Genomic DNA, 23,999 nt, shown 5'->3' with positions numbered 1-23,999 from the left:
TTGACATCCGGATCGGTGATCGACGCGGCCATCGATGCTGACGTACCTTGCCCTGGTGACGGATCTTGCCCGTGGCGCGTACGAGCATCTCATTACCCGTCGACTCGATGAGCAACTGCTGCCCGTCGCCCCCGACCTGGTTGACCGTCAGCCACTCGACCCCGCCGACGCCGACGTCGTGCTGTCGCGCCACATCGCGGGGTTGGCTCACCGGGCGCTGAAAGCTGTACCCGGCGACGACAGAGAGCGGCTGGTCCGCCAGGTGGAGATCGCCAATCGGATCGCAGCGGCGATAGCGGACCTCGCACCTGCGGCTGTCGAGCCGGCCGACCTCGTCGCCGCGCCACCTGACCTACTGCTGCGGGCGATCACGGATCGGCCGACGGCGCCCGCTTCGGTCGTGTTCCCGCCCCGCCCGGAGACGCCCTTGTCGAGCGGGGCGCTACTGGTGAACGGGCGTCGACAGCCGCGGATCGGCCACGAGGTGGCCACCGAGATGGCCTCGGCCGACCGAGTCGACCTGCTGTGCGCCTTCATCAAATGGCACGGCCTTCGACTGCTGGAAGAACCCATCCGGGACCTCATCGGACGGGGCGGGCGGCTACGGGTCATCACCACGACGTACATGGGTGCGACCGATCAGCGGGCGCTGGACCGGCTCGCCGAACTGGGCGCTGAGATCCGAGTGTCCTACGAGACGAAGACGACCCGGTTGCACGCCAAGGCGTGGCTGTTCCGGCGGGAGACCGGCGCCAGTACCGCGTACGTCGGCTCGTCGAACCTGTCGAAGTCCGCGCTCGTCGACGGCCTCGAATGGAACGTGCGGATCGCCGCGCTCGAACAGCCGCACATCCTTGAGACCTTCACGGCGACTTTCGACGAGTACTGGGACGATCCGGCGTTCGAGGAGTACACACCGCAACGCGACGCCGAACGACTGCGCCGGGCACTGGAGACGGAGTCCGGCACCGGCTCCCCGGAGTTGGCCATCGACATCACCAGCCTCGACGTACGCCCGTACGGCTACCAACGGGAGATCCTCGATGAGCTGGCCGCCGAGCGCGAAGTCCACGGCCACTGGCGCAACCTGGTGGTCATGGCCACCGGTACCGGAAAGACGGTCGTCGCCGCGCTGGACTACAAGCGACTGTGTGACGTCGGTACCGTCGACTCGCTGCTGTTCGTGGCGCACCAGGAGCGCATCCTGCACCAGAGCCGCTCGGTTTTCCGGCATGTGCTGCGCGACGGGAGCTTCGGCGAGACGTTCGTCGGCGGCGAACGGCCGCGCGAGTGGCGGCACGTGTTCGCGTCCGTCCAGTCGCTGAGCCGGCTCGATCTCAACGAGCTCGACCCGGCCAGGTACGACATGGTCATCGTCGACGAGTTCCACCACGCGCAGGCCCCGACGTACGCCCGGCTCCTCAACCACCTGAAGCCAGGCGTCCTACTCGGACTGACCGCGACCCCCGAACGCGCCGACGGCCAGGACATCCGGAGCTGGTTCGACGGGCGTACCTCAGTCGAGTTACGGCTGTGGGAGGCGCTGGAGCGGCAGTTGCTGGCGCCGTTCCAGTACTTCGGCATCCATGACGACGTCGACCTGTCCACGATTCGGTGGAAGCGCGGGCAAGGGTACGACCAGGGCGAGCTGAGCAACCTGTACACCGGCCACCATGCCCGGGCCCGACTCATCCTGCAGGCGGTGCGCGACAAGGTCGACGTCGGCCGGATGCGTGCCCTCGGGTTCTGCGTCAGCATCCAGCACGCCGGGTTCATGGCGGACTGGTTCGAGCGGGCCGGTGTACCGGCGGTCGCGGTCACCTCCCGGCTCGACGGCGACGGGCGCCACGAGGCCGTGCAGAAGCTGTTGAGAGGTGACGTGAAGGCGCTCTTCACCGTGGACCTGTTCAACGAAGGTATCGACCTACCCGCGGTCGACACGATCCTGATGCTGCGGCCGACCGAGAGCGCCACCATCTTCCTGCAGCAGCTCGGGCGTGGGCTGCGGCTCGCCGATGGCAAGCCGTGCCTGACCGTCCTGGACTTCATCGGCGCCCAGCACGCCGACTTCCGCTTCGACCTCCGGTACCGCGCGATCACCGGCATCAGCCGGCGTGAGCTGGCCCGCGACGTCGAGCGCGACTTCCCCACACTGCCGGCCGGCTGCCACATCCAGCTGGACCCGGTCGCCAAGCAGGTCGTGCTGAAGAATGTGCAGGCGGCGCTGCGGCTGCGGTGGCCCGACGTTGTCTCGGAGCTGCACCGGCTCGGGGAGGTGAGCCTCGACACCTTCCTCGCCGAGACCGGGCTCGAGCTGGAAGACCTGTACCGCTCGAAGAGCCGAGGAGGGTGGACCGGCCTGCGGCGCCTCGCCGGGCTCGATCCGTCCTCACCTGGGCCGGACGACACCGTGCTGAGCTCGGCGATCGGTCGGATGCTGCACGTCGATGACCTTCGGCGACTGGACCTACTGTCAGAGGTGGCTAGTGGTTCGCGGCCGTCGGCCGGGCGCTTGGCGGCCATGCTGCACGCGCTGCTGTGGGGCTCGTCGTGTTCGTTTGAGGAAGGCTTGGAGCGGCTGTGGGCCGACCGGCAACGCTGCGACGAACTGCTGCAGGTGGCTTCGGTACTGCGGTCCCGAATCCACCGAGTCGGCCGGCCCGTCGATCTCACCGGCCGGATTCCGCTAACGCTTCACGCCTGCTACAGCCGAGACGAGGTACGCGCCGCCTTCGGCGTCACCGAGCCGGTCCGCGAGGGCGTGAAGTGGGTCGAGGCCGAGCAGGCCGACCTGTTCTTCGTCACGCTGAACAAGACCCTGGCCCACTACTCCCCCACCACCATGTACGAGGACCGGGCCATCACCCCGGAGCTGTTCCAGTGGGAGTCACAGAGCACCACGTCGACGGCGTCGCCGACCGGGCAGCGGTACGTGAATCACGTGGCGCGCGGATCGTCGGTGCACCTGTTCCTACGGGAGAGCAAGGAGAGCGACGGTGCGCTCGGAGTGCCGCCGTACCTGTACGCGGGGCGGATGCGGTACGTGCAGCACAGTGGGGACCGGCCGATGCGGATCCTCTGGCGGCTGGAGAAGCCCTTGCCGGCGGATGTGTTCCACGCGGCGCGAGTGGCGGCAGGCTGATGCAGGTCGGCGGATGCGTAGAGAACGTATCCAGGCCTATGGCGGCAACTGCCTGAGGGTAACCGGGTCGTGCGTAGGGCGGAGAGTCAGACGACGGTCAACTCGCGAAGATCGCACCTGGAGGGAATTCGCCCTGCTCTCTCCACGTCTTCTTGATCTTGGCTGCGATCATTCCGACAGCCGAATCGAAGTTGCCGTCCTCTGATCTCGTCTCCCAGTTCACCTTGTTGATCACAAGAATCCGGTCGAATTGCCGGTCGAATCCGAACTGATACCGAACTTCGTCCTTGTCTTCGGTCACCTTGCGAGCCGTCACCATCATGCCCACCGTTACCGCCGCTGTTCTGAACCGCAGTCACTCGACGAGCGTGAAGTTGGGAATCCGGGGCAGGCGATCCTCTGGGGGCAACTCGATGGAGCGGACCGCCGCGCCCGGCGGAATCGGTGCACGGGAGATCACGATGCCTTGCAGGCAGTTGTCACACCAGAATGAGGCGTACCCGGTGGCGGTCGACATGTGACCGGTGAAGACCAAGCGGAGAGCGTCCGCGCCACAGTTCGGGCACGGTAGGTGAGGGTCCTCCGGGATCGCCTCGAACACTGCCTCGTACTTCGCGCTCCAGTCGTCCCAGGTCGCCATCAGCCTGTCCCTTCCGGTCGGACCGGCTGATTCTTCCACCAGTCGTCCTCGTGCGCGTAGGCACGGTCTTCCCAAAGTTCAGCCTCGTTCATGTCCTTCGGGTACGTCTTTCCGCTGGCCAGTTCGTCGGAGTGGAACTTCTCGTGCTCCAACGTACGCGCAAGGTCCTCCTCGCTTTGGAACGCGGTACGGCACAACTCTATAGAGCCGTCGGCACGGGTTCTGCCGAATCGGCCGGCCACGCTCTTGTTGATGTCAATTCTCAGCCTCGAGATGTCTATTCCGTACTTGGCTGCGATCTGCCGCACGGAATCCATATTCATCGGTTGCCTTGGGCCGGTGCCTTTCCCCCGAACCCGTTGAAGAGTCGTCCCATCCTGTGATGCCTTTGGCTTTCCACGCAGCCGACTCAGGAGCTCCTTGAGCTTGTCGATGTACTCGCTGAGCTTCCGCACGACCGGCTCCAGTCGGCGCAGGCTCGACAGCAGGTCTTTCAGCCAGCGGGCAATCTTTCCCGCCCACGATGCGACCAGGGTGGAGACCTGCTCGACCACCAGCGGGGTGGCGAGGCCGAGCGAACCGGCCTCCTCCGCGGCGTACACGATCAGCCGGGACACGCAGGTGGCGATCGCGTCGCGTACGAGCATGCGCACGGCGGCGATCAGCGCGCCCGCGCCTTCGGTGATCGCGGCCATCGTCTCGGCCGCCTTGCCCAACGCGCCCAGGGCGGCGTGCTGCTGGCCGGCCCAGTCCCGGTACGCCGGCCCCGCCGTGCCGCCCCACTCGGCGACGTCCCAACGCACCGCCCGCGCCGCGTCCTCGGCCGAAGTCTGCAGGCTGGCCGCGACGTTGCGCCAGGTCTGGGCGTGCCCGGCGATCTGCCCCGGGTCGCCGGCCAGCCAGTCCAGCGCCTCCGTCAACGGCTTGACGTGCTCGATGATCCACGCGACGCCGTACTGCAGCAGCGCCCCGACCGGGTCGGACACGATCGCGAGACCGTCGAGGCCGGCGCCGACCACGCCGAGGCCGGTGTCGATCCAGCTGCCGTTCTTGACGCCCTGGCCGATGAGCTCGATGTCCTCGGCGATCCACACCCCGGCCCACGGATCGGCGGGCTGGTCGACCCGCGCCGCGACCAGCGGATTGATCGTCACTGCGGTCCCCAGACCTGCTGGTGGCGGGCCTCGGCGCTGGCGTCCGCGGCCTGGTAGGACTCGGCGGCCGTACGCAGCCGCGCACCCGTATCGTGCAGGGATCGCGCGGCGGTGTCGATGCCGTCGACCAGCAGGTTCTGCAGGCCGCCGAGCAGCGCGGGCACGATCGTGCACAGCTTGCCGTACGCGCCGGCATCCAGCCGGACGGCGTCGCCGGCCTGCCGTGCTGTGCTCACCTGTCCGGCGATCGTCTCGATGTGCCCGGCGTGCGCGACCAGCTCAGCCGGCGTGACGTCGGTTCCGTCAGCGGACGGCATCGGCGCCCCCACCTGACACGTTGCGCGTACCTGTCCGCATCACCGCACTCCCCTGTCCGGGACCGCCTGGCGGCCCACGCCGGTTGCGCCGCCCACCCTATCGACCATCGTCCACGTCCGAGAACCCCTTGCTCGGGCTGCGGACAGGAACCCACCACTCGATGTCGTGAGATCATCCGAGGATGGTGGTCGGTCGGATCGGTTCTCACCAGGACGTACTGGCTCGGCTGGCGTCGCTGCGCCAGAACCAGTACCGGGGCCGGCGCGCACCGCACAAGCCGCTGCTGGTGCTGCTGGCGCTCGGCCGCCTGGCCAACCGCGCGTCGAGCGAGCTGCCCTGGTCCGAGGCCGAGGCTCAGCTGAGCGACCTGATCGCCGAGTTCGGTCCGGCGTCGAAGACCGGACGGGCGCAGAGCGCGGCGTACCCGTTCACCCGGCTGCGCAGCGACGGGGTGTGGACGCTGAGCCGGGACGTACCGATGGACAAGGTGAGCCCGCTGGCCGCCCACGACGTCGTCGGCAGGCTCGAAGCGTCGCTGGAGGTGGCGCTGCGCCGCGACCCGCGACTGCTCCGGTCGGCCGCCCGCGCGCTGGTGGACAGCCACTTCCCGCCCACGGTCGCCCCGGACGTGCTCGCGGCGGTCGGGCTCGACCCGGACGACATCCTGCGCGCCACCGATCCTGCGGCTACCGCCCTGCGCCACCGCGATCCCGCCTGGCGCACCGCGATCCTGCAGGCGTGGGACCGCCAGTGCGCCTTCTGCGGGTACGACGGTCAGCTCGGCGGCGCGTCCGTCGGTGTCGACGCCGCCCACGTACGCTGGTTCGCCTTCGACGGCCCGGACAGCCTCGACAACGGGCTGGCCCTGTGCGTCCTGCACCACAAGCTGTTCGACCTGGGCGTGCTGGGGCTCGACACCTCGCTGCGCATCCACGTCTCGAACGCGTTCACGGCGCGCACGAACGCCGGGCGCGCACTGTACGACCTGCACGGCCGTACCCTCGAACCGCGCCCTGGCACCGCGGTGCCGGCGACCGAGCACGTGGCCTGGCACCGGCGCGAGGTGTTCAAGGGCGCGCCGCTCGCGGCGTGAGATCTGTTCAGACAGGTATGAAGACGAGGCGGTCGCGGATGATCGCCAGCCGCTCGGGCGTCATCGTCGAACAGAAGATGACCAGCTCGTCCGGGCTGCTGAAGCCGCCGCGCCGCTCACGCTCGGCGACGATCTCCGCCGCCGCGTCGGGCGTCAGGTCCAGTTCGGACACGAGGTACCCCGCCGGCACGTGGTTGACGTCGACCAGGCCGCCGTCGTCGTACTGCCGCCCGGGCAAGTCGGGTCGGCCGATGCGCAGTTCGGCCGCGAGCGGCGGGTTGGTGGTGAGGAGCGCCCGGGCCTCCTGGCGACGCTGGGCACGCCACTGCGCGGCGGCCAGCGCCGGGTCGGTGCCGGTCGGCCAGGATGCCGCGGCCACGGGTACCGGAGCCGCGCCGCGCGCCTTCATCTGGAGCACGATGACGTGCGCGGTGCCGCCCAGCCAGTCGACCAGGAAGAACGGCGTGATCACCGCATCCGCCACTCCGACGTGGCCGGGCGTGGTGAACTGGGCGCCGACGAAGAAAATCACCGTCAGCAGGAAGTACCCGGCGGCCGCGACGGTGTGGAAGCGGGACCGCAGCTTGAGCCCGCCGACCAGCACCATCACGAACGTTCCCATGCCACAGGTGAGCAGCGGTACCAGAAACCACCACCAGGTGATCGGACGACGATCCGGCCCAGCGGGTGACGTTGGCTGCGGTTGCACGGGCCGATCATAGATCCCGGCCACGACGATAATGTCGTGTACATGTCATCGGTCGAGGAGCTCGCCCAGCGGCTGCGTACGTTCGCCGACGAACGGGACTGGGGCCAGTTCCACACGCCCAAGAACCTCGTGATGGCCGCCGCCGGCGAGATGGGCGAACTGGTGGCGGAGTTTCAGTGGCTCACCCCGGAGCAGTCCGCCGCCGTCATGGACGACCCCGAGGCCGGCGCCCGGGTACGGGCCGAGCTCGGCGACGTCGTCATCTACCTGACCCGGCTCGCCGACGTCCTCGGCGTCGACCTCGTCCGGGCCGCGCTCGACAAGCTGGAGGACTCCGCCAGGCGGTACCCGGTCGAGACCTCCCGCGGGTCGGCGGCGAAAGCAACGCACGACCGGTGACTCTTACGCCTCCAGCGAGAACTCACCGGCCGCGTACCGGATGAAAATGTCCTCCAGTACCGCGGTCATCTGCGAGCCCTCGTACGTCGCGCGCTGCGTCGCCAGCGCGTACTGGTCGTCCGCGATCCGCAGCGAGAAGTCGTGCGCCCCGCCGGGCTGACCCCGGTGCGGGCGGCGAAGAGGCGGGCGTACCGCGAGCACCGGAAGGCCGTCGGGAAGTTCGGCGGGCGCCTGGTGGACCCGATGGTGAACGCCCTGCCGGCTCATCGACGACACGATGCCGGAGGCAACGAGCCCGTCGGCGAGGACCTTCTGCGACCATCCGGCCCTGGTCAACAATGACAGGAAGGCGTTCTGCCGGTCCCGTTCGCCGGTCACCCACACCTCCCGGATGGCCTCGACAACGGTATGCGGAAGCGGCGTCGGATCGCCGGGCCGCATCGTCTTCGCCTCGTCGGGCATCCCGTCGATGTACTCGTCGAGCCCGGCCCGCAGAACCTCGGCCAGCGAGACACCGTCCTGCTTGGCCCTGACCTCGGCTCGGGCGATCACGTCCCGGCTGAGGTTGAAATGGCGATTGTGGGCGGGCTTGCCGGCGATGGAGAGGGCCGCGCCCGCGGTGCGCGGACGCTCGTCGGTACCAGGAGCTTCCAAGCCGGTCACTACCAGAACACCCCCAAAAGCCATGAACCAATGTGGAGGGTACGGAGGAAAGCGCTGCACAGAAAGTAACCGAAAGGTCGTTTCGGGTGACCGTTGGATGTCAACCGTGCGTGGCACGCTGGGGAGCACGGCACCGGAACCTCGCCGTGGCGGCAACCCAGTTTCGACAGATCCGGCCGGTACGGTGTGGACCGAGACGCCGGATCCCACGACGACAGGAAATGCTCCAATGCTGCTTGAAGGCTTCCACGAGGTGGACTTCGCACTTGAACTCGTGGACCGCATGGCGGACGGCGTCCGGCTCCGGCCCTCGTATCTCAACCGTCTGTACAGCGATGAATGAGAAATCATCGGGGAACCGCGTACCTGGAGCGCCGACCAGGTCGCGGCAGCAGCGGACTGGTTCGGCCGGGTGGCCGCCGGCCAGGAGGAGCCCGGCGGGCCGCGCGTCTGGTTCGGCGGCGGGGTGTGCTTCGGCGTCGTGGAAGATGTGGACGACGGGTTGGCCATCGACGTGCTCGTCATGCATGACCCGAACGGGCAGCGGCCCACGTTCACGGGCAGGTTCCTGGATGACGAGAGCGCGCCGTACGAGTTCAGTTACATGACCGTGGACGCCCGCATGTCCGTCCTCGCCGACGCCGCCGCCTGGTGGCGCCAGTTGGCGGGATAGCTCCCCATCCAGCGCAACGTCATTGACAGATTCATGGAGAAGTACATGTCCGACCTGGCTATGACCGTGGTTTTCGGCCGCGCCGACCGCAACTCCGGAAATCCTCGCAGCGTTGACGTCCTCGCCAACCTGTACGTGGGCGGCTCAGGAGTCTGGGCGTTCCACAGGCTCGATGCCGACGAGCACGACCGGGGCCCGATCAAGTCCCTGCGGATCCGGTCGGAACGCGACTTCACGGAGGAGATCAGCGCCGGTTTCGCCCTGATGGTGGGCATTGAGGGAGCACGGGAAACAGCCACGGAGCCGGTTGGCCCTGGCTGGGCTGAGCGGGATCTCGACGTTTCACGGCAGGTGCTGCAGAAGATCGGCGCGCCGGCCCGTGATCTGAATGTCGGCTGCCTCGTCACTGACCTGGGCGGCTTCGGCACCGAGCTGGTCGAGGCCCTCTCCCCTCTCGGCTGGTCACTGGTCGTGGCTGCGCCCGTGCATGACGGACGATCCACTCAGTGGGATCGGTGACCGCTCGGAGCTGACTCGACCGAACAGCACGGATTCCCGCGCCTGTGCCACAGCGTCCGGCAGCCCATCCGCGACACGCTCTTCCCCCGTCGCGGCTTCAACGGTGGTCACACGTACACGGCCGCCTGCGGCCGGTAGCAGTCCGCGCCGTCGTAGTACGCGGCAACCGGGGTGGCTTCCGCCGGAATGCCGTCCTGGTCGCGATCCTTTCGCTGGACTATGCCCGACTCTCCATCGCAGTTCCGCGTCGCCAGGCTCTCGTTGTCATCAGCCGCGTTCGCGCCAGGCGCGGCGCATCCTAGAAACTGTCGTACGCCACCGCTAAGCTGCTCCAGCACGAGATGTTGTGCCCGGTTAACAGACTTCCCACTAAGTCTTGTGCCTTGGAGGCGTGATGACAGTGGCTACGCAGTCCCCTCAACCGGCTACGACGGGGGTCGACCGGCGCCGGCTTCCGCGGGTCCGCCAGTCATACACGGTGGCGTTTCAGGTAGGCGGAGCCGAGGGCACCCTGACGGCTGGAGCGCATGCTGACGGCCAGCTGGGTGAGATCTTCCTGCGGCTGGGCAAGCAAGGCTCGACGATGGCCGGGCTGGCCGAGGCGTTCTCGATCGTGACCTCGCTGGCTCTACAGCACGGGGTGCCGATGGAGCTGATCGCAGAGCGGCTACGCGGCCTGGAGTTCGAGCCGGCTGGGTTCACCGACGACCAGGAGATTCCCGAGGCAACGTCGGTCATGGACTACGTGGTCCGGCGACTGACGGCAGACTTCGTACCCGACCGTCATTGAGAATCCGTGCGTAGTGGGCGCCCCGATTTTCCGGCGCACCCACCACGACGAGGGTCCGAGCTACCGCTGGGCGATCAGAACGCGGCGCAGGTGCCTGCCCGGATCGCTGAAGGCGTTTCGTGCATGCAGCATTCTCCAGTTGTCCCAGATCAGCACTGCACCTCGATCAATCCTGATCGAGGTCTTGTTCACATCGAAAAACTGACGGCCGGCACGGATCCAGGTGCTCGACAGGTCGTCGTCGGCCAACATGTCCAAGGTGGAGAAGCGCAGCAGCAAGGTACCGCCGCACAACTCAAGGACCGGGTGGTAGGCAATCTCCTCGACGCCCTCCCTAGCCAGGGTCGGCCGGGAGCGGCGCCCGCTGGGGACTCGACGGCGCCGAGGCGATCCTCAAACTCCGCGCCCTGATCAGCAACGCAGACTTCGACCGGTACTGGGACTGGCACTTAGCGCAGGAACAACAACGCATCCACAACGGCCGCTACCGCGGCAGAGTCATCCCCCGGTAGACAGTCTCCTCACGAGAGCCGCACGTTGCCAGGGCGCGGTTGTTCAGCACGGGATAGAAGACCAACGTCACCAGGATGAGAAAAACACCACCGGCGACGTACGAGACCTGGACGGCGAACAAGCTAGCGAGAACGCCGCCGAGTCCCGCACCAACCGGCCCCCCAATCATTACCACCAGTCTGCTCGACGAGAGCACCCTCCCCAAGAGTTCATTAGGCACGATCTGCTGGCGCAATGTGCTCACCACGACTTTCTCCGCGGTCATCAGCGCACCGGTCACCATCATCATCGCGGCCGCAACCCACGCATTGGCGACAAGTCCCAGAACCAGAATGGCCGCGCCCACGCCGGCTTTGCCCGCGAGCATCACCGTGCCGGGGCCGAATCGCTTGCTGGCGGCCGCGGCGGCCAGTCCCCCGACCGTCGCGCCGACCGCGGTGGCCGTCAGCAACAGACCGAAGCCGAAATCCGGAAGTTCGAGGACCTCCTTGGCCAGCAGCGCGAGCATCGCGAACTGAGCGGTGGCGGCGACGTTGCCGAGACAGGAAACCGTGGCCAGCGCGCGCAGGGTTCGGTTCCCGAACAACCACCGAATGCCCTCGACGATTTCGCTCCGCACGCTCTTGCGCGGTGCTTCGGACGTCTCCTTCGGCTTGGCGTCCGTCCGGATCGAGAAGATCAACAGACCGCTGGCGGCGAACGAGAGAGCGTTGCCGGCGAACGGCAGGAAGTTCCACACGCCGAACAGCGCGGAGCCGAACGGAGGCCCCACGAAGTCCTCACCGTTGCTCTCCGCCGCGACGATCCGCCCGTTCGCCGTTGCCAGGCTCCGCGGATCCCGCGACACGAAGTTGGGAATGGCCGACTGGGCGGCGATGTCGAAGAAGACCTGGCCGATGCCCAGCAGGAACGCCGCGAGCACCAGCCACACCAGGTTCACCTGCGCGGTCAGGATCAGCACCGCGAGAGCGACCAGGATGGCGAACCGGCCCAGGTCGGCCCACACCATCACCCGCCGGCGGTCCAGCCGGTCCACCACGACACCGGCGTGCAGCGAGAGCAGCACCCAGGGAATCTCGGCGGCCATGACGACGAAGCTCAACGCCATCGGGCTACTGGTGCTCTGCAGGACCAGCAGGGGCAACGCGGCGGCGTGCATGCCGGTGCCGATGGCCGACACGAGCGTGGCGCCGAAGAGTCTGTGGAAGCGACTTCCCAGTCTCACCTTGGCGTCGTCAGATTCCTTCGTGGGCACTTCGAGAATTCCTCCGGCTAGACTTTCGCAACAGAAGACTCCAGCGCTGATTACCGTGCCGGACCGTACCGCGCGAACAGGTCCGAGAAGATTTTCCCGATGCTCAAAACAGGTTCCACGTTCATCATCTTCTCGTGCCCACAGTCGATCGAGTAGGTCTCCACTCCTCCCTGGGCAAGATCAGCCCACCACGGTCGCGACCGGTCTGCGGCGTCCTGAGATCCCGCCGCCTCGATGCTGACGACTTTTCCACCGAATTTCCGCGACTCGTGGGCGTCGAGAAGCCGAACGCAGTGATCGGCCATCGCCGACAGTTTGCGACGGATGGTGCACCGGAATCCTTCTTGTCGACGTTCACGTCTCGCAACCCGAACGTAGCGGGAAGGAGCCCGCCATCATCACAACCAGTCACACAACCCCAGGCCAGACCGCATGTCGCCGCACCTCAACAGAGCCGCACCCAATCCATTTCCTCGCTGCGACGCCCTCGTTCAGCCGAGCGGCGGTGGCACCCCTGCGCGTCTCAAATCCGCCTGGTGCTGAACCCCGAGTGCCACCGCGTATCGACCGGTTGTGCTGCTGAACCCGGGCGCACGCACATGGCGAGCGCCTACGAGTTCCGGTCGTGTGGCACCCGGCTGGCGGTGCGGCAGGCAAAGCGTCCGGACGAAAACTGCCATTGCGCTGTCTCGTTCCTCGCAGGACCCGAGCCATCCGCACTCGAGGCAGCGGCCGGTCGCGCTGGAGATGACGTGTCTGTGATACCCATCCGCGGCCAGCTTGTGGTGGTCGAGAACCCGGGCATCAGCGAGTTCTTCTCGGAAGACACGGGTCTCTCCCCCGACCTGTTGTACTTCTATCCTCAGGGAGAGACGCTCCTTCTCGGTGGTACCGCTCAGCCCGGAACCTGGAACCGCGAACCCGACCCGCTTGTCGCGGCGGCCATCGTCGCAAGGTGCACAGAGATTGCACCGTTCCTGCGCGATGCCCCCATCATCGAGCACCGAGTGGGCTTGCGCCCTAGCCGACCGGCAGTTCGGATCGAGGAGCAACAGGTCAGCGATATCCGCGTCATTCACAACTACGGCCACGGTGGAGCTGGCGTCACGCTGTCATGGGGATGCGCGACCGAGGTGGCATCCCGAGCAACTTCTTGACCGGCCGCCCACAGCGAGGCACTGCCGCGATCAGGGAACGAAACGTCAGCTGAGAGCCACGCGATGACCATCCAGATGAGCCATGACCGCCTGGTTGGCCTCCCAGCCGTCCGGGAACTTCACCGGCACGTTCAGGTGCACCGGCTCCGTCGATGGATGCGCGTCCAGCAGATCCGGGATCCCGGCCCGCGCCACCACGATGCAGGCGTGCCGATGCCGTGACGTCAACACGCACAGCCGCCCCGACTCCAGGTGGAACGCGGTGGCGTCCCGCCGCCCCGACAGCGGATGCAGCACGATCGTCACGTCGTACTCCCGACCCTGGAGCCGGTTCGCCGTGTCGACGGTGATGTCAAGGTCACCCAGATAAGACCGGATAGCCGCCACCTGGTCCCGGTGCGCCGCCCCGATGGCGATCCGACTCGCCGTCACCGGAGCACCGTCACGAGCCTGTTCCGAGTAGGCAACCGCGCCCCGCTCAAGAACCCGCCGAGCCAGCGACGCACACGCCTCCGCCGCCTCCGCATCCGTACGCAACGTGTGCCGGGCCGGCAGCTCGTACAGCGCCCACCCCGTGTCGGCAGCCATCTCGACCGCCGCATCAAGCGGCCCACCGGCCCCGGCACCAGACAAACCAAGCCGCCGGTCGCCCTCACCGGTCCCCGACGTGAACCCGCTGAACGGGTAGAACGCCTGCGACACCACGGGAGCCGCCGAGCACGGCAGCCGCCACGACACCGGCAACCGATGTACGGGCAGGTCAGGGTTGTGGCGCAGCAGCACCGCCACCGCGCTCTGCATGGGGTCCCACGTCAGCCCGGTCCACCGCTCGCTCTCGACGACCGAGAACGGGTCGAGCTGCCCCGGATCCCCCACGAACAACGCCCTGTCGAACCGGTTCGCGATCCGCAGCAGCATGTCCGAGCGCATCTGGTACGCCTCGTCCACGATCGCCCACGGCCACGTACCCTCCGACAGGGTCGCCCACTTCGCGGCCGTACCAATCACAATCAGCACCGGCCCGAGGTCAGCCACCTTCGACCCGACGGTCACCTGCGCGTGGGAAGCGATCCGCGACGGCGCCACGTACCCCTGCGCCGACAGTCGCCCGACGCCGACGCCCGCCGGCAGCGCAGCCACCAGCCGAACGATCAGGTCGTCGACCTGTTCATTGGTCTGCGCCACGATCATCAACGGCAGGTGCCCATTGGACACCATGGCAGCCGTCGCATTCACCACCAGCGTCGACTTCCCCGCCCCGGGCGGCGAGTCGACGACCACCCCCCGATGCGAGCCCGAGGTCAGATCAGACAGTACGGCGGGCAGAACGGAACTCACGACCACTCCTCCACCGCATCGTCATCGTCCGGCACGTACTCGACCGGCGGCCCGCCGTGCGTCCACGGTGTCTCCTCGCGCGCTGGGAAGGCGGCCGGGGCCTGGTACGACTCCGTCAGCGTGGTGTACGTCAACCGCTCCCCCACCTCGGGCACGCTCCCCGGCGGGGCGGTCAGCCCGCGCCCCATCCCGCCCGACAGCTCCAACACGACCTCGAAACCCGACGGCAGCGGCGACACCGACACGACGCGGCCGGTCTGCGACGGCCGCGCCGGCGACACCACCGAAACCCCAGGTTCGAAGCGAACCGGGTCCGACGACGAAACCGTCACTCGCGGCCGCAGCACCCGCCGCTTGCCGCTGTCGTCTATCCGGTCCGGCGCCGACGCCGTCACGGTCCCCGCGAACGCCTCGCCGGTCAGCCGGTACTCCGCCAGAATCAGCGGGTCGTCGTACGCCCGCTGCGCGTCGTACAGCACCTGGGCCCGCTCCAGCCGCGCCAGGCGCTGCGCCGCGGCGACCGCCCCGTCCCGTCGAGCCTGCGGGTACCCGCCCTCATCGACGTACGACGCATACCCCGTGAACGCGTCCCGATCCTCAGCCCAGCGCCGCTCGACGCGAGCCCCCGGCGGCAAATTACGCAGCAGTGAAACGCCGCGCCACATCAGCTCCCACGTCGGCTCCAACTGTCTGCGCAGCGCCGACTCCAGCCTGGACAGCGAGCCCGCCTCGATCGCCGGCGCGAGTATCTCGTTGTCGAAGGTCGGGTCGGTCGCCGGCCCGGCCGGTGGCCACGTCAGCGGATCCTCCGCCTCCAGCGCCGCGTCAGCGCCGGTCATCCCGTCCGGCGGGTCGATCCAGCCGACCAGCGCCGCGAGGTTGGCGTCCTCGACCGCGCTCTGGCCGGTCGCCCAGTGCATGCCGAGCGCCCCCGTCATATTCAAAAGCAACGATGATCCCGGGTACTCGGCCCGCTCGGCGAAGAAGGTCAGCCACCGCCCGAGCAACGGTACCGAGGGTTCGACCGCGTACTCCCCTTCCGTACGCCGGAAGCGCGTCGACCGCCCCAGCAGCCGCACAAACCCGACGCCGCCACCATTCGGTACCAGAATCTGCGGCGCGTCCACATACCGCTCGCGCGGATCCGTGTTCCGCCCGGCGGGCACCGTCTCGGTCTCCCCACGGAAACTGTCCACATACGACAGAAATACCGCAGCCAACCGGGCGGCAAAAGCAAACCGCTCGTCCCGGTTGCGCGGCTGCAGCACGACCAACAGCTGTGGCGAGTCGAACGAGGAGCCGACCAGCGCGGCCAGTGGAGCGTTCGCCTCCCCCGCCAACGCCAACGGGATGAACACCAGCGGCCGGTCCGACAGGTGAACGTGCCGGACGGTCGCGATCCGCTGCGCCACACCGGACGAGACCGCCGACACCCGGGCCAGCGCCGTCAACGCGCTCACGACAGGCACTCCGAACGCAGCTGTGCGGCGAACCGCAGCATCGCGGCCGCCTCCTCCTGATCATCAGCAGGAGCGACAGCACCCGACGCGAGTGACAGCGCGAGATCGACCGACGGAACCCCGCCCAGCTCCTCGCGTACCGACTTCCCCAGGGAAGCGGTCGTCCCGCGCGCCTCGTGCCGGCAGAAGAACGCCAGCTCGCAGTTTGCCAGGCACTCCGGCGAATACCGCGCGTCGATCTGCCCGAGCCCGTCGACCAGTTCAGCGACGGGCCGCTGGGGCACACCGGAGGAGTCGGGCCGTAGGTCGAACGTGAGGTCCGGCGACAGCGATTCGAGGATCGGGTCGATCCGCGCCATCCGGGCCAGCTGCCGCTCCAACACTGACAGCTTCTTGCGTACGTCCACCAGCGTCGCAACAGGACGGTTGGAGAAGTTCTCCGGGCAGACGAGGACGACCTCGTGCGAGACGAGCCCCGGGTCGTGCCCGGCCTCGGCGAGCAGCCGGCGCAGCGCGAGCACGTACACGGCCGCCTGGGTCGCGGCAGCCGACACCTTCGTACCGTCGGCCTGCCCGTCGATGACGGCGAACGACTTGATCTCCACGACGTAGAACGTGCCACCGAACTGCAGTGCGATCAGATCCGGCTCAAGATAGACCCACCGGCCGCCGACCTCCAGCCGCAGCAGCGGGTGGTCGAACAGCGTCCCGGATTCACCGCCCGCGGCCCGCGTCAGAAGTTCCCGGGACCGGTCAGCTCGCGCGTCCAGCTGGTCGACCGACTCCAGGTCGTCGTACGACACCTGCGGAATCGGCAGCCCCAGCACCTCACGCAACAGGCGAAGCAGCTCCGCGCACCCGTCGGCTTTCAGCTGCGCCTCGAACACGTTTCCGCGCGTGATGGCGAACTGCGACTGACCGAATCGCGCCGGGAAACCCACGTACGCCGCCAGCCGCTCCTTGTCGATTCCGGCCGCGTCCATCACCGCGCGCCGGGAGCAGCCGGGGTTTGTGGTGAGCGCGGCGATCGTACGCGCGTTGTGGCTTTTCGGCGCGGCAGCGCCGCGCAGGCGTTCTGGGGACGTCATGTGCGTTGCAACTCCCGGCTCCCGAACAACTGTGCCGCGTCGTCGAGCTGGGTACGGGCCCGCTCGGCGGCCGCTTCGCGGTGCGACCGGTCCGCGCCTTCGTGGACCGCGAGCTCGGCGCGGGCCGCGCGCACCACCACCTCGGGCTTCACGTCGGCGAAGGAAGAATCGGTGGCGCCGGGGATGTTGACGGCGAACCGCCGCAGCAGCCGCTCCGCCCCGGGGTGCCGTTCGGCCTGCTCGGCGATCCGGATCGCCGCGGTGAGGAAGTCGACGCGAGCGCTGAGGGGCCCGACGATGCGACGGTCCAGCGGCCAGGTCGAGACGGCGAGGAGGCCGCGGGCCGGCGCGAGCAGGTCGGCGGTCAGGGCGGAGCAGAGATAGTACGGGCGCTGACGCGGCGCGGCGCGGAACGACCGCTCCTCATCGCGGCGGAGGCTGGTCAGCCGCGCGCCGACGATCTCGCCGGCGAAGAACGCCTCGTGGACGGCGATGAGCAGCTTCGGTGCGGCCGGCACGCCGAGCAGGGTCAGCGCGTTGTGTACCTGGTCACGGATGGGAAGCAGCGGCGGAACCGGCGTCTGGTCAGCGAACTCGTCGAGCGCGTCGTCCCACTCCCGTTCGGCCCGCCGCAGCTCCGCGCGCAGCGCCGTCGCCTGGGCCCGGTCGCCGGCCAGCACAGCCTGGCGTACGGCGACGCGCAGCTCGTCGATGCGGCGCTCGAGCACGTCTACCGGGGTGGGCACCGGCCGAACCTACGGGTTCCAGCATTTTCCAGCAATCACCAGTTTGGATGACCTTCGTCTCCGACGGCACCGACTTGCTAGCGTGCGCCGGGACCGGCAAGGACTCCGAAGGGTTCCCCTGGCCAGGAGCACCGACATGACACGACCCCGATCACTGACCGGCTCTGAAGAACCGACGAGAGCGCCGCTCACTATTTTCGAGAGCACCGCTCACTGCTTCGCAGTCGGATTTCTAGCGGGACCGGTGCTCGCGTTTCTGGGTCGCTTCATGCCGATCAGGACGTCCTTGCCGAGGTGCTCCTTGATGAGATGCACCCAGCGTTGGCCGTCGACGAGTTCGATTCGACCATGGTCGCGTGCCTTCTGCCACCCACCCGCCGTGAACCAGGAGGTTGTGACGAGGATGCCGTGGCCGACCTTCTTCTCCTCCCATGCGGTCGAAGCCGACGTCGACCTGGATCTTCCAAACCCTCCCGCTGATCTCCCTTGGTACCGTTGCCGCTCGTGACCGCAGCCCGCATCGTGCCGATCGCCCTCATCGCCGGCCTGGTGATTCTCCGCATGTACCGGCGCGCCCGCCCACAGCCGGTACGTCCCCGCGCCATCGGCATCCGTACGGCGATCATCGGCTTCCTGCTGCTGCTCGCCATCGTCGGCAGCGCGCCGATCCTGGTGTCGTCGCCGCTCGGTCTGATCGTGGCCCCGGTGGCGCTGGCCGCCGGCTGCGGCATCGGATGGCTGCTGGTGCGGACCGTGAAGTTCTACACCGACCCGAACACCGGTGAGCTGTGGATGCGCGGCGACGCCGTCTTCATGGCCATCATCCTGGCGACCTTCGTGCTCCGGATCGCCGTGCAGTTCGCGGCGGGCCCGTCCCAGTACGGGCCCAACGGCACCGTTGCGATGACCCACCCGACGCCGCTGCGCGTGATCTCGACCGACCTCATCTTCCTGAGCGCCGGCATGTGGGTGACCCGCGGCATTCTGCTGCTGGCACGCCACCGCCGGCACCGGGTCGAGACGGCGCCGCAGGGCGCCGCCACCGCCACGCTGACCGACTGAGCCGCGCCCGGGACCGTACGTCGGCCGCCGGGTCGCGCTCCGGGCCCGACCGAGGGCGCCAACGGCAGGCCGCCCACCGGGGAACGTCCGCGGCGTATCCGTCGTGTCACGCCGGCAACGTCACACCGACCTGTCATACCGGTGTGCTGCACTCGACGCCATGACGACGCTCAACGATGTCGCGCTGCTGCGGCTCGCCGCCCAGCGCCTCGCCGGCCCCGGGCTGCCGACCGCGGCCGAGGTGGTCCGCTGGCTGACCGCCGTGCAGGCCCAGGATCTGGGCGGCGCCATCGCCTCGGTCGCGCTGCGAAGCACTACAAGCCGCGCCGCAAGCAGCGCCGCAAGCAGCGCGCCAAGCATCGACGGCGCCGGCACCCGCCACGCTGTCGAGGCCGCGTGCGACGCCGGTGAGATCGTGCGGTCGTGGCCGATGCGGGGCACCCTCCACTTCGTCGCGGCCGAGGACCTGCCCTGGTTGCTGGAGCTTCTGACACCGCGCGTGATCGCCGGCGCGGCCGCGCGCCGGGCCCAGCTCGGCCTCGACGAGGCTACCCTCGACCGGGCCCGGAAGCTGGCCGTCGAGGCGCTGACCGGTGGCCGCGAGCTACGCCGCGACGAGCTGCTCGCCGTGTGGAACGACGGCGGCCTGGACACGACGGGCCAGCGCGGCTACCACATGATCGGGCACCTGGCGCAGACCGGGACGCTGTGCTTCGGCCCGATGCGCGACGGCGAGCAGCGGCTGGTGCTCGTCGACGAGTGGATCACCAACCCGCGACGCCCGGAGCGCGAGGCGGCGCTCGGCGAGCTGGCCTGGCGTTATTTTCGCGGCCACGGTCCGGCGACCGTCAAGGATTTCGCGCGGTGGACCAACCTCACGATGGCCGACGTACGCGCCGGTCTCGCGGTCGCCCGGCCCCGGCTGGCCCGCTTCGACGTCGACGGCGTGGAGTACCTGATGGACCCGCAGACTCCCGACCTGCTCGACGCCCACTCCGACCACGCGCGGGGCGTCTTCCTGCTCCCCGGCTTCGACGAATTCATGCTCGGCTACGCGGACCGCAGCGCCGCCCTGCCGGCCGAGTTCGCCGACCGGATCGTCCCCGGCGGCAACGGCGTGTTCCGGCCCACGGTCGTCAGCGACGGCCGCGTCGTCGGGGTCTGGAAGCACGCCGGGCGCGGCGCGAAGCGGACGGTGGAGGCGACGCCATTCGAGGCGTTCCCCGACGACGTCGCCAGGGCGATCCCGGAGGTGTACGCACGTTGGCCCTAACCCCGCAGCACCGCCGGCGCGAGCCACCCCAACTGCCGCCGGACCGCGTCGGCGTCCGGGCCGAGCGCCTGGATCAGTACGTGGTCGGCGCCGGCGTCGCGGTGCTCCCGGATCCGCGCCGCGATCGCGTCCGCGTCGCCCCACGCCACGATCGCGTCGACGAGCCGGTCGCTGCCACCGTCGGCGAAGTCGTCGTCGCCGAAGCCGAGCTGCTTGAGGCTGTTCACGTAGTTGGGCAGGCCGAGGTAGAACCGGGTGTGCTCGCGGGCCTCGGCGCGGGCCCGCACCGGGTCGGTCTCGACGACCACGGCCTGTTCGGGGATGAGCAGCCGGTCGGGCCCGAGGATCTCGCGGGCGAGCCGGGTGTGCTCCGGCGGTACGAAGTAGGTGTGCGCTCCGGCGGTGCGGTCGCGGGCCAGCTCCAGCATGCGGCGGCGCAGCGCGGCGAGCACGCGGACCGGGGTGGCCCGGTTGGGCGCCGTTCCGGCGGCGGCCTGGTCCATGGCGTCGAGGTAGGTGCGCATCCGTTCGAGCGGGCGCTCGTACGTCTGGCCGGTCCGCTCGATCGCGGACGCGTGGCTGACGCCGAGGCCGGTGATGGTCCGGCCGGGCCAGGCGGCCTCCAGCGTCGCGGCGGCGACCTGGGTGGCGGCCGGGTGCCGGCCCCAGATGTTGGCGATGCCGGCCCCGGTCATGATCCGTGACGTGCCGCACAGCCAGACAGCCTGGTCGACGAAGACGTCGTTGGCGCCGACGACCTCGCCCGCCCACAGCGACCGGTACCCCAGCTCCTCGACACGGTGGGCGAAGGCGCGCTGCGCGTCGGGGGTCTCACGGCGCAGCACCGCCGACCACACCCCGACCGCGCCCAGCCGTTGCCGGGTCGCCGTCACGATGTCGGATTCCGCCATCACCCACCTCCAGGGATGCGAGCTTTCAGGGACGCCTGCACTACCCGGGTACGCGCGCGGGACACCCGGCAGCGAGCAACCGGGACACCCCGCAGCGAGTAGCCGGGGCGCCCGGCTGTGACGCCGGACGCCCCGGTGTGTTCACTGGCCGGTCAGCGCGTGGTCGGCCCGGCGACCTTGGTGTAGTACTCGTTGAGCTGCAGCGGATTGGCCGGCAGGCGCCGGGCGAACGCCTGCGGCTGCGACGGGTCGGTCGGGGCCGGGATTCCGGTACCCGCACACTCGGTGTCGGTGGCCGGCAGCGCGCCGGTGAGCAGGAATGTGTCGACCAGTCCGTCGACGCACTGGTTGCCCATGGTGTAGATGCCGTGGTCGCCCTCGTTGGTGACGGTGAGCAGCCGCGACCCGGCGAACGCGCGGTGCGCCCGGACCGCGCCCTCGTACGGGGTGGCCGGGTCGTGCGTGGATTCCACCATCAGCACCGGCGGAACGCCACGGCCGGTCGGCTTGGGCAGGGTGATGTTCGGACGCGGCCACGCCGCACACGGATGCGCGACGCTGGCCCAGCCGGCGAGCGGGTACTGGCTCCCCTGCCGCGCGGACTCCTTCTCCCAGAACTGCCGGCTGCGGTTCCACGGGGTGTCCTGGCAGGTGATCGCGAAGAACGTGGCCGGGAACGCATCGGCCGCCGCCACCGGCAACAGGTCGGGTGAGGTCCGGCGGGCCGCGTCGAGCGTCGCCCGGGCGGCCGCCGACAACGCCGGCGGCGGGCTGCCCGCGGCTCGGGCGTCGACCTGCGCCCGCAGCTCCTGCAGGAGCTCGGCGAGCGGCTGGAAGGACTGCTTGCTGTACATCGACTGCAGGATCACCCCGTCGAGCACCGGCCCGTCGATGGGGATGAGGCCGAGGAAGAGCAACGGGTCGCGGACCACGTCCGCGCGGAGCCGCTCGTAGAAGCGTCGCACGTCGTCGGCGGTGCCGCCGAGGTGGAAGCGGGTGTCGTACCCGGCTGCCCAGGTGGCGAAGTCCTCGCGGAACCGACGCTCGAAACCGAGCGGCTGCCAGCCGAACGAGCTCTGCCAGGGGGCGGTGAACTCGGTGTTGGAGTCGAGCACGAACCGGTCGACGTGGCCGGGGAAGAAGGTGGCGTAGTACGCCCCGAGCCAGGTGCCGCCGCTGTAGCCGACCCAGCTGATTTTCTGCCAGCCCAGCAGGTGGCGCAGCAGGTCCAGATCGCGCACGGTCTGTTCGGTGGTGACGTACCGCAGGAGCGGGCCGCTGCGGTACACGCAGTGCCTGACGAACACGTCCGCCGCGTCGTGCATGAGATCGAGGTTGGTTTTCGACCGGTCCCGCGGGTCGTTCGGGCTCGTGCTCGTGCCGCCGCAGGTGACGTTCGTGCTCTGACCGGTGCCGCGCACGTCGAATCCGACCAGTTCGTACGCGTCGGCGACCGCGGACCGTTGCAGCAGCACCAGCGGCATCGTCAGGCCCGGGCCGCCGGGGCCGCCGGGGTTGATGAAGAGCGTTCCGCGCGGCTGGGCCGTTGCCGGGCGCAGTCGGCTCACGGCGATCTCGACGTACTGGTCGGCGCCGGGCTGCCCCCAGTTGAGCGGCGCGCGCATCGTGGCGCATTCGAGGCGCTCCGCGCCCGGTGGCGCCCCCTCCGGCGGTTCGGCGAAGCATTTGTGCCAGGACAGTTTCTGCCGGGCGTACGACGAGTTCTCGGTGGCCGTCAGGGCCGGTGCGGTCAAGCGCTCGCCGGCGCTCGGTGCGGCGACGGCGGGGGTGCTCGCCGCCAGGCCGGCGAGGACGAGTGTGCACGCCCCAACCGCTTTGGCGACAGGTCCGGGAGGCCTACGCGTCAATACATTCATGCTCGTAAATTCAACCATCCCACCGCCACGCACGGGGCCGCGTCTCCGCGCACGGGAAATAGATCTTCACTCGCCGTGGCATACGATCCAGGCAGCATGGGAAACGCACCAGAGACCGAACCGACACCCAACCGGTCGGCGATCATCCGGGACGCCATCGGCATCGGGGTCGCCACCGGGGCGTACGCGCTGTCGTTCGGCGCGATCTCCGTCGCCTCCGGCCTGTCGGTGCTCCAGACCTGCGTGCTGTCGCTGCTGCTGTTCAGCGGTGGTTCCCAGTTCGCGCTGGTGGGCGTGCTCGGAGCGGGCGGTTCGGCGGTCGCGGCGGCCGGCACGGCGGTCCTGCTCGGGTCGCGGAACGCGCTCTACGGGCTGCGACTGGCGCCGCTGCTGAAGGTACGGGGTCTGAAGCGGGCCGGCGCCGCCCAACTGGTGATCGACGAGAGCACGGCGATGGCGGTGGGCCGCGACTCGGAGCGCGCGGCGCGGCTCGGCTTCTGGTCGACCGGCCTGTCCGTGTTCATCCTGTGGAATCTCGGCACCCTGCTCGGTGGCTTCGGCGCGCAGGCGCTGCGCAACCCCGAGGTGCTCGGCCTGGACGCCGCCGCGCCGGCCGCGTTCCTGGCGCTGCTCGCCTCGCGCATGCGTACCCGGCAGCCTTGGGTGATCGCCGTGGTCGCCGCCCTGGTCGCGCTGGTCTCCGTGCCGTTCGTGCCGGCCGGCGTACCCGTGCTGCTCGCGGCCGCCGCCGCGACGGTGCTGGTGCTGCGGGCCCGAAGCGGCGACGACACGGCGAGCGTCCGCCCCGACAGCGTGAACGCGGAGGCAGGAAAGTGATCTGGGCTGCCGTGCTGGCCGGCTCGGTCGGCTGTTACCTGCTCAAGCTCGCCGGCCTGTCGGTGCCGCCACGGCTGCTGGAGAACAAGACCGTCCAGCGGATCGCCGCGGCATTGCCGGTCGCGCTGCTGAGCGCGCTCATCGTGATCCAGACCTTCACGACCGGACACCGGCTGACCCTCGACGCCCGGGCCGGTGGCCTGGCCGCCGCGCTCATCGCCGTACTGCTACGGGCGCCGTTCCTGGTCGTCGTCGGTGCGGCGGCGGCCACCGCGGCGATCATCCGCCTGCTGACGTAGCGAGATCTTGGACAGTTGCGCCACCTATACCAGGCCCAACTGTCCAAGATCGCGCAAAACCCGGCGGGTTTGGCGGGGCGCCC

Annotated in this window: 26 protein-coding genes and 1 pseudogene; 12 read left to right on the top strand and 15 right to left on the bottom strand. The window is 69.1% G+C overall.

All coding sequences use genetic code 11. The features are described from left to right. Positions 1–55: 55 nt before the first annotated feature. On the top strand, positions 56–3,142 hold the full coding sequence (locus HC031_RS18200) for a DUF3427 domain-containing protein (protein WP_167926536.1): 3,087 nt from the start codon (positions 56–58) through the stop codon (positions 3,140–3,142). Positions 3,143–3,239: 97 nt separating this feature from the next. Here the strand turns inward: HC031_RS18200 and HC031_RS18195 are convergent, their stop codons facing one another. The 4 genes from HC031_RS18195 to HC031_RS18180 are packed head-to-tail and all read right to left on the bottom strand — an operon-like array spanning position 3,240 to position 5,253. Then, positions 3,240–3,464, bottom strand: coding sequence for a hypothetical protein (locus tag HC031_RS18195; RefSeq protein WP_205862905.1), 225 nt, complete (start codon positions 3,462–3,464; stop codon positions 3,240–3,242). 33 nt (positions 3,465–3,497) lie between these two features. Beyond that, on the bottom strand, positions 3,498–3,782 hold the full coding sequence (locus HC031_RS18190; RefSeq protein ID WP_167926534.1) for a hypothetical protein: 285 nt from the start codon (positions 3,780–3,782) through the stop codon (positions 3,498–3,500). After that, positions 3,782–4,936: a WXG100 family type VII secretion target gene (locus HC031_RS18185; protein WP_167926533.1), complete on the bottom strand. Its 1,155-nt coding sequence runs from the start codon at positions 4,934–4,936 to the stop codon at positions 3,782–3,784. Before HC031_RS18185 ends, HC031_RS18190 begins: the two co-directional genes overlap by 1 nt. Further along, positions 4,933–5,253 carry a type VII secretion target gene (locus tag HC031_RS18180; protein ID WP_167926532.1) on the bottom strand — a complete coding sequence of 107 codons (321 nt, stop codon included), beginning with the start codon at positions 5,251–5,253 and terminating at the stop codon, positions 4,933–4,935. The genes HC031_RS18185 and HC031_RS18180 overlap by 4 nt, the downstream gene beginning before the upstream one ends. Before the next feature lie 182 nt (positions 5,254–5,435). Between HC031_RS18180 and HC031_RS18175 the strand changes: the two genes are divergently transcribed. Beyond that, complete coding sequence (locus tag HC031_RS18175; RefSeq protein ID WP_167926531.1) at positions 5,436–6,347, top strand: phosphorothioated DNA-binding restriction endonuclease; 912 nt, start codon at positions 5,436–5,438, stop codon at positions 6,345–6,347. Between the two features lie 7 nt (positions 6,348–6,354). Here the strand turns inward: HC031_RS18175 and HC031_RS18170 are convergent, their stop codons facing one another. After that, on the bottom strand, positions 6,355–7,056 hold the full coding sequence (locus tag HC031_RS18170; protein WP_167926530.1) for a ComEA family DNA-binding protein: 702 nt from the start codon (positions 7,054–7,056) through the stop codon (positions 6,355–6,357). A 42-nt stretch (positions 7,057–7,098) separates the two neighbouring features. Between HC031_RS18170 and HC031_RS18165 the strand changes: the two genes are divergently transcribed. Further along, entirely contained in the window at positions 7,099–7,455 is a 357-nt protein-coding gene (locus tag HC031_RS18165; RefSeq protein WP_167926529.1) for a nucleotide pyrophosphohydrolase, read from the top strand. Between the two features lie 3 nt (positions 7,456–7,458). Here HC031_RS18165 and HC031_RS18160 read toward each other — a convergent pair whose 3' ends face one another. Next, positions 7,459–8,118, bottom strand: coding sequence for a hypothetical protein (locus HC031_RS18160; protein ID WP_167926528.1), 660 nt, complete (start codon positions 8,116–8,118; stop codon positions 7,459–7,461). Positions 8,119–8,530: 412 nt separating this feature from the next. On the opposite strand from HC031_RS18160, the gene HC031_RS18155 reads away from it, so the two are divergent. From HC031_RS18155 to HC031_RS18145, 3 genes are all read left to right on the top strand, one after another. Then, on the top strand, positions 8,531–8,791 hold the full coding sequence (locus tag HC031_RS18155; RefSeq protein ID WP_167926527.1) for a hypothetical protein: 261 nt from the start codon (positions 8,531–8,533) through the stop codon (positions 8,789–8,791). Positions 8,792–8,824: 33 nt separating this feature from the next. Then, a complete protein-coding gene (locus HC031_RS18150; RefSeq protein ID WP_167926526.1) occupies positions 8,825–9,310 on the top strand; it encodes a hypothetical protein in 486 nt (161 codons plus the stop codon). A 394-nt stretch (positions 9,311–9,704) separates the two neighbouring features. Then, on the top strand, positions 9,705–10,100 hold the full coding sequence (locus HC031_RS18145) for a TSCPD domain-containing protein (RefSeq protein WP_476704272.1): 396 nt from the start codon (positions 9,705–9,707) through the stop codon (positions 10,098–10,100). A 60-nt stretch (positions 10,101–10,160) separates the two neighbouring features. Here HC031_RS18145 and HC031_RS18140 read toward each other — a convergent pair whose 3' ends face one another. After that, on the bottom strand, positions 10,161–10,379 hold the full coding sequence (locus tag HC031_RS18140) for a TauD/TfdA family dioxygenase (protein ID WP_205862870.1): 219 nt from the start codon (positions 10,377–10,379) through the stop codon (positions 10,161–10,163). A gap of 74 nt (positions 10,380–10,453) precedes the next feature. Here HC031_RS18140 and HC031_RS18135 point away from each other — a divergent pair. Continuing rightward, positions 10,454–10,612, top strand: a pseudogene (locus HC031_RS18135) (ISKra4 family transposase); the annotation flags it as partial. On the opposite strand, the gene HC031_RS18130 reads toward HC031_RS18135, so the two are convergent. Further along, positions 10,585–11,868 carry an MFS transporter gene (locus HC031_RS18130; RefSeq protein ID WP_205862869.1) on the bottom strand — a complete coding sequence of 428 codons (1,284 nt, stop codon included), beginning with the start codon at positions 11,866–11,868 and terminating at the stop codon, positions 10,585–10,587. The pseudogene HC031_RS18135 and the gene HC031_RS18130 overlap by 28 nt on opposite strands. A gap of 599 nt (positions 11,869–12,467) precedes the next feature. Between HC031_RS18130 and HC031_RS18125 the strand changes: the two genes are divergently transcribed. Continuing rightward, complete coding sequence (locus HC031_RS18125) at positions 12,468–13,025, top strand: NAD(P)/FAD-dependent oxidoreductase (protein ID WP_167926562.1); 558 nt, start codon at positions 12,468–12,470, stop codon at positions 13,023–13,025. A gap of 45 nt (positions 13,026–13,070) precedes the next feature. On the opposite strand, the gene HC031_RS18120 is transcribed toward HC031_RS18125, so the two are convergent. The 5 genes from HC031_RS18120 to HC031_RS34805 form a co-directional block, all read right to left on the bottom strand. Then, a complete protein-coding gene (locus HC031_RS18120; RefSeq protein ID WP_338090716.1) occupies positions 13,071–14,363 on the bottom strand; it encodes an AAA domain-containing protein in 1,293 nt (430 codons plus the stop codon). Beyond that, positions 14,360–15,823, bottom strand: a complete 1,464-nt coding sequence (locus tag HC031_RS18115; RefSeq protein ID WP_167926523.1) for a hypothetical protein — start codon at positions 15,821–15,823, stop codon at positions 14,360–14,362. The genes HC031_RS18120 and HC031_RS18115 overlap by 4 nt, the downstream gene beginning before the upstream one ends. Next, positions 15,820–16,911 carry a hypothetical protein gene (locus tag HC031_RS18110; RefSeq protein ID WP_167926522.1) on the bottom strand — a complete coding sequence of 364 codons (1,092 nt, stop codon included), beginning with the start codon at positions 16,909–16,911 and terminating at the stop codon, positions 15,820–15,822. The genes HC031_RS18115 and HC031_RS18110 overlap by 4 nt, the downstream gene beginning before the upstream one ends. Beyond that, the gene (locus HC031_RS18105; protein WP_167926521.1) at positions 16,908–17,657 is read right to left on the bottom strand and encodes a hypothetical protein; all 750 of its coding nucleotides are present in this window, start codon (positions 17,655–17,657) and stop codon (positions 16,908–16,910) included. The genes HC031_RS18110 and HC031_RS18105 overlap by 4 nt, the downstream gene beginning before the upstream one ends. A gap of 210 nt (positions 17,658–17,867) precedes the next feature. Further along, positions 17,868–18,242, bottom strand: coding sequence for a restriction endonuclease (locus tag HC031_RS34805; protein ID WP_420813653.1), 375 nt, complete (start codon positions 18,240–18,242; stop codon positions 17,868–17,870). Between HC031_RS34805 and HC031_RS18100 the strand changes: the two genes are divergently transcribed. Both HC031_RS18100 and HC031_RS18095 read left to right on the top strand, forming a co-directional pair. Further along, positions 18,162–18,719 (top strand): CcdC protein domain-containing protein, encoded by a 558-nt coding sequence (locus HC031_RS18100; RefSeq protein WP_167926520.1) that lies wholly within the window; start codon positions 18,162–18,164, stop codon positions 18,717–18,719. The genes HC031_RS34805 and HC031_RS18100 overlap by 81 nt on opposite strands. 160 nt (positions 18,720–18,879) lie before the next feature. Then, positions 18,880–19,992: a winged helix DNA-binding domain-containing protein gene (locus tag HC031_RS18095; RefSeq protein ID WP_167926519.1), complete on the top strand. Its 1,113-nt coding sequence runs from the start codon at positions 18,880–18,882 to the stop codon at positions 19,990–19,992. Here HC031_RS18095 and HC031_RS18090 read toward each other — a convergent pair. Both HC031_RS18090 and HC031_RS18085 read right to left on the bottom strand, forming a co-directional pair. After that, on the bottom strand, positions 19,989–20,903 hold the full coding sequence (locus tag HC031_RS18090; RefSeq protein ID WP_167926518.1) for a TIGR03620 family F420-dependent LLM class oxidoreductase: 915 nt from the start codon (positions 20,901–20,903) through the stop codon (positions 19,989–19,991). The genes HC031_RS18095 and HC031_RS18090 overlap by 4 nt on opposite strands. A gap of 152 nt (positions 20,904–21,055) precedes the next feature. Next, entirely contained in the window at positions 21,056–22,771 is a 1,716-nt protein-coding gene (locus tag HC031_RS18085; RefSeq protein WP_205862868.1) for an alpha/beta hydrolase, read from the bottom strand. Positions 22,772–22,876: 105 nt separating this feature from the next. Here HC031_RS18085 and HC031_RS18080 point away from each other — a divergent pair, with 105 nt between their 5' ends. Both HC031_RS18080 and HC031_RS18075 read left to right on the top strand, forming a co-directional pair. Next, entirely contained in the window at positions 22,877–23,617 is a 741-nt protein-coding gene (locus HC031_RS18080) for an AzlC family ABC transporter permease (protein WP_167926516.1), read from the top strand. Beyond that, positions 23,614–23,916 (top strand): AzlD domain-containing protein, encoded by a 303-nt coding sequence (locus HC031_RS18075; RefSeq protein WP_167926515.1) that lies wholly within the window; start codon positions 23,614–23,616, stop codon positions 23,914–23,916. The genes HC031_RS18080 and HC031_RS18075 overlap by 4 nt, the downstream gene beginning before the upstream one ends. Positions 23,917–23,999: the final 83 nt, after the last annotated feature.

This window comes from Planosporangium thailandense, assembly GCF_011947195.1.
In the GTDB taxonomy this organism is placed as follows: domain Bacteria; phylum Actinomycetota; class Actinomycetes; order Mycobacteriales; family Micromonosporaceae; genus Planosporangium; species Planosporangium thailandense.
This window is presented reverse-complemented; position numbering and strand designations above follow the sequence as displayed.

What these genes read in the sequence shown, in the direction of transcription:
- HC031_RS18080 (WP_167926516.1), top strand. Translation starts at nt 22,877, where the DNA reads ATGGGAAACGCACCAGAGACCGAACCGACACCCAACCGGTCGGCGATC.
- HC031_RS18090 (WP_167926518.1), bottom strand. Translation starts at nt 20,903, where the DNA reads ATGGCGGAATCCGACATCGTGACGGCGACCCGGCAACGGCTGGGCGCG.
- HC031_RS18110 (WP_167926522.1), bottom strand. Translation starts at nt 16,911, where the DNA reads ATGACGTCCCCAGAACGCCTGCGCGGCGCTGCCGCGCCGAAAAGCCAC.
- HC031_RS18145 (WP_476704272.1), top strand. Translation starts at nt 9,705, where the DNA reads ATGACAGTGGCTACGCAGTCCCCTCAACCGGCTACGACGGGGGTCGAC.
- HC031_RS18125 (WP_167926562.1), top strand. Translation starts at nt 12,468, where the DNA reads ATGGCGAGCGCCTACGAGTTCCGGTCGTGTGGCACCCGGCTGGCGGTG.
- HC031_RS18150 (WP_167926526.1), top strand. Translation starts at nt 8,825, where the DNA reads ATGGAGAAGTACATGTCCGACCTGGCTATGACCGTGGTTTTCGGCCGC.
- HC031_RS18190 (WP_167926534.1), bottom strand. Translation starts at nt 3,782, where the DNA reads ATGGCGACCTGGGACGACTGGAGCGCGAAGTACGAGGCAGTGTTCGAG.
- HC031_RS18195 (WP_205862905.1), bottom strand. Translation starts at nt 3,464, where the DNA reads ATGATGGTGACGGCTCGCAAGGTGACCGAAGACAAGGACGAAGTTCGG.
- HC031_RS18165 (WP_167926529.1), top strand. Translation starts at nt 7,099, where the DNA reads ATGTCATCGGTCGAGGAGCTCGCCCAGCGGCTGCGTACGTTCGCCGAC.
- HC031_RS18095 (WP_167926519.1), top strand. Translation starts at nt 18,880, where the DNA reads ATGACGACGCTCAACGATGTCGCGCTGCTGCGGCTCGCCGCCCAGCGC.
- HC031_RS18180 (WP_167926532.1), bottom strand. Translation starts at nt 5,253, where the DNA reads ATGCCGTCCGCTGACGGAACCGACGTCACGCCGGCTGAGCTGGTCGCG.
- HC031_RS18175 (WP_167926531.1), top strand. Translation starts at nt 5,436, where the DNA reads ATGGTGGTCGGTCGGATCGGTTCTCACCAGGACGTACTGGCTCGGCTG.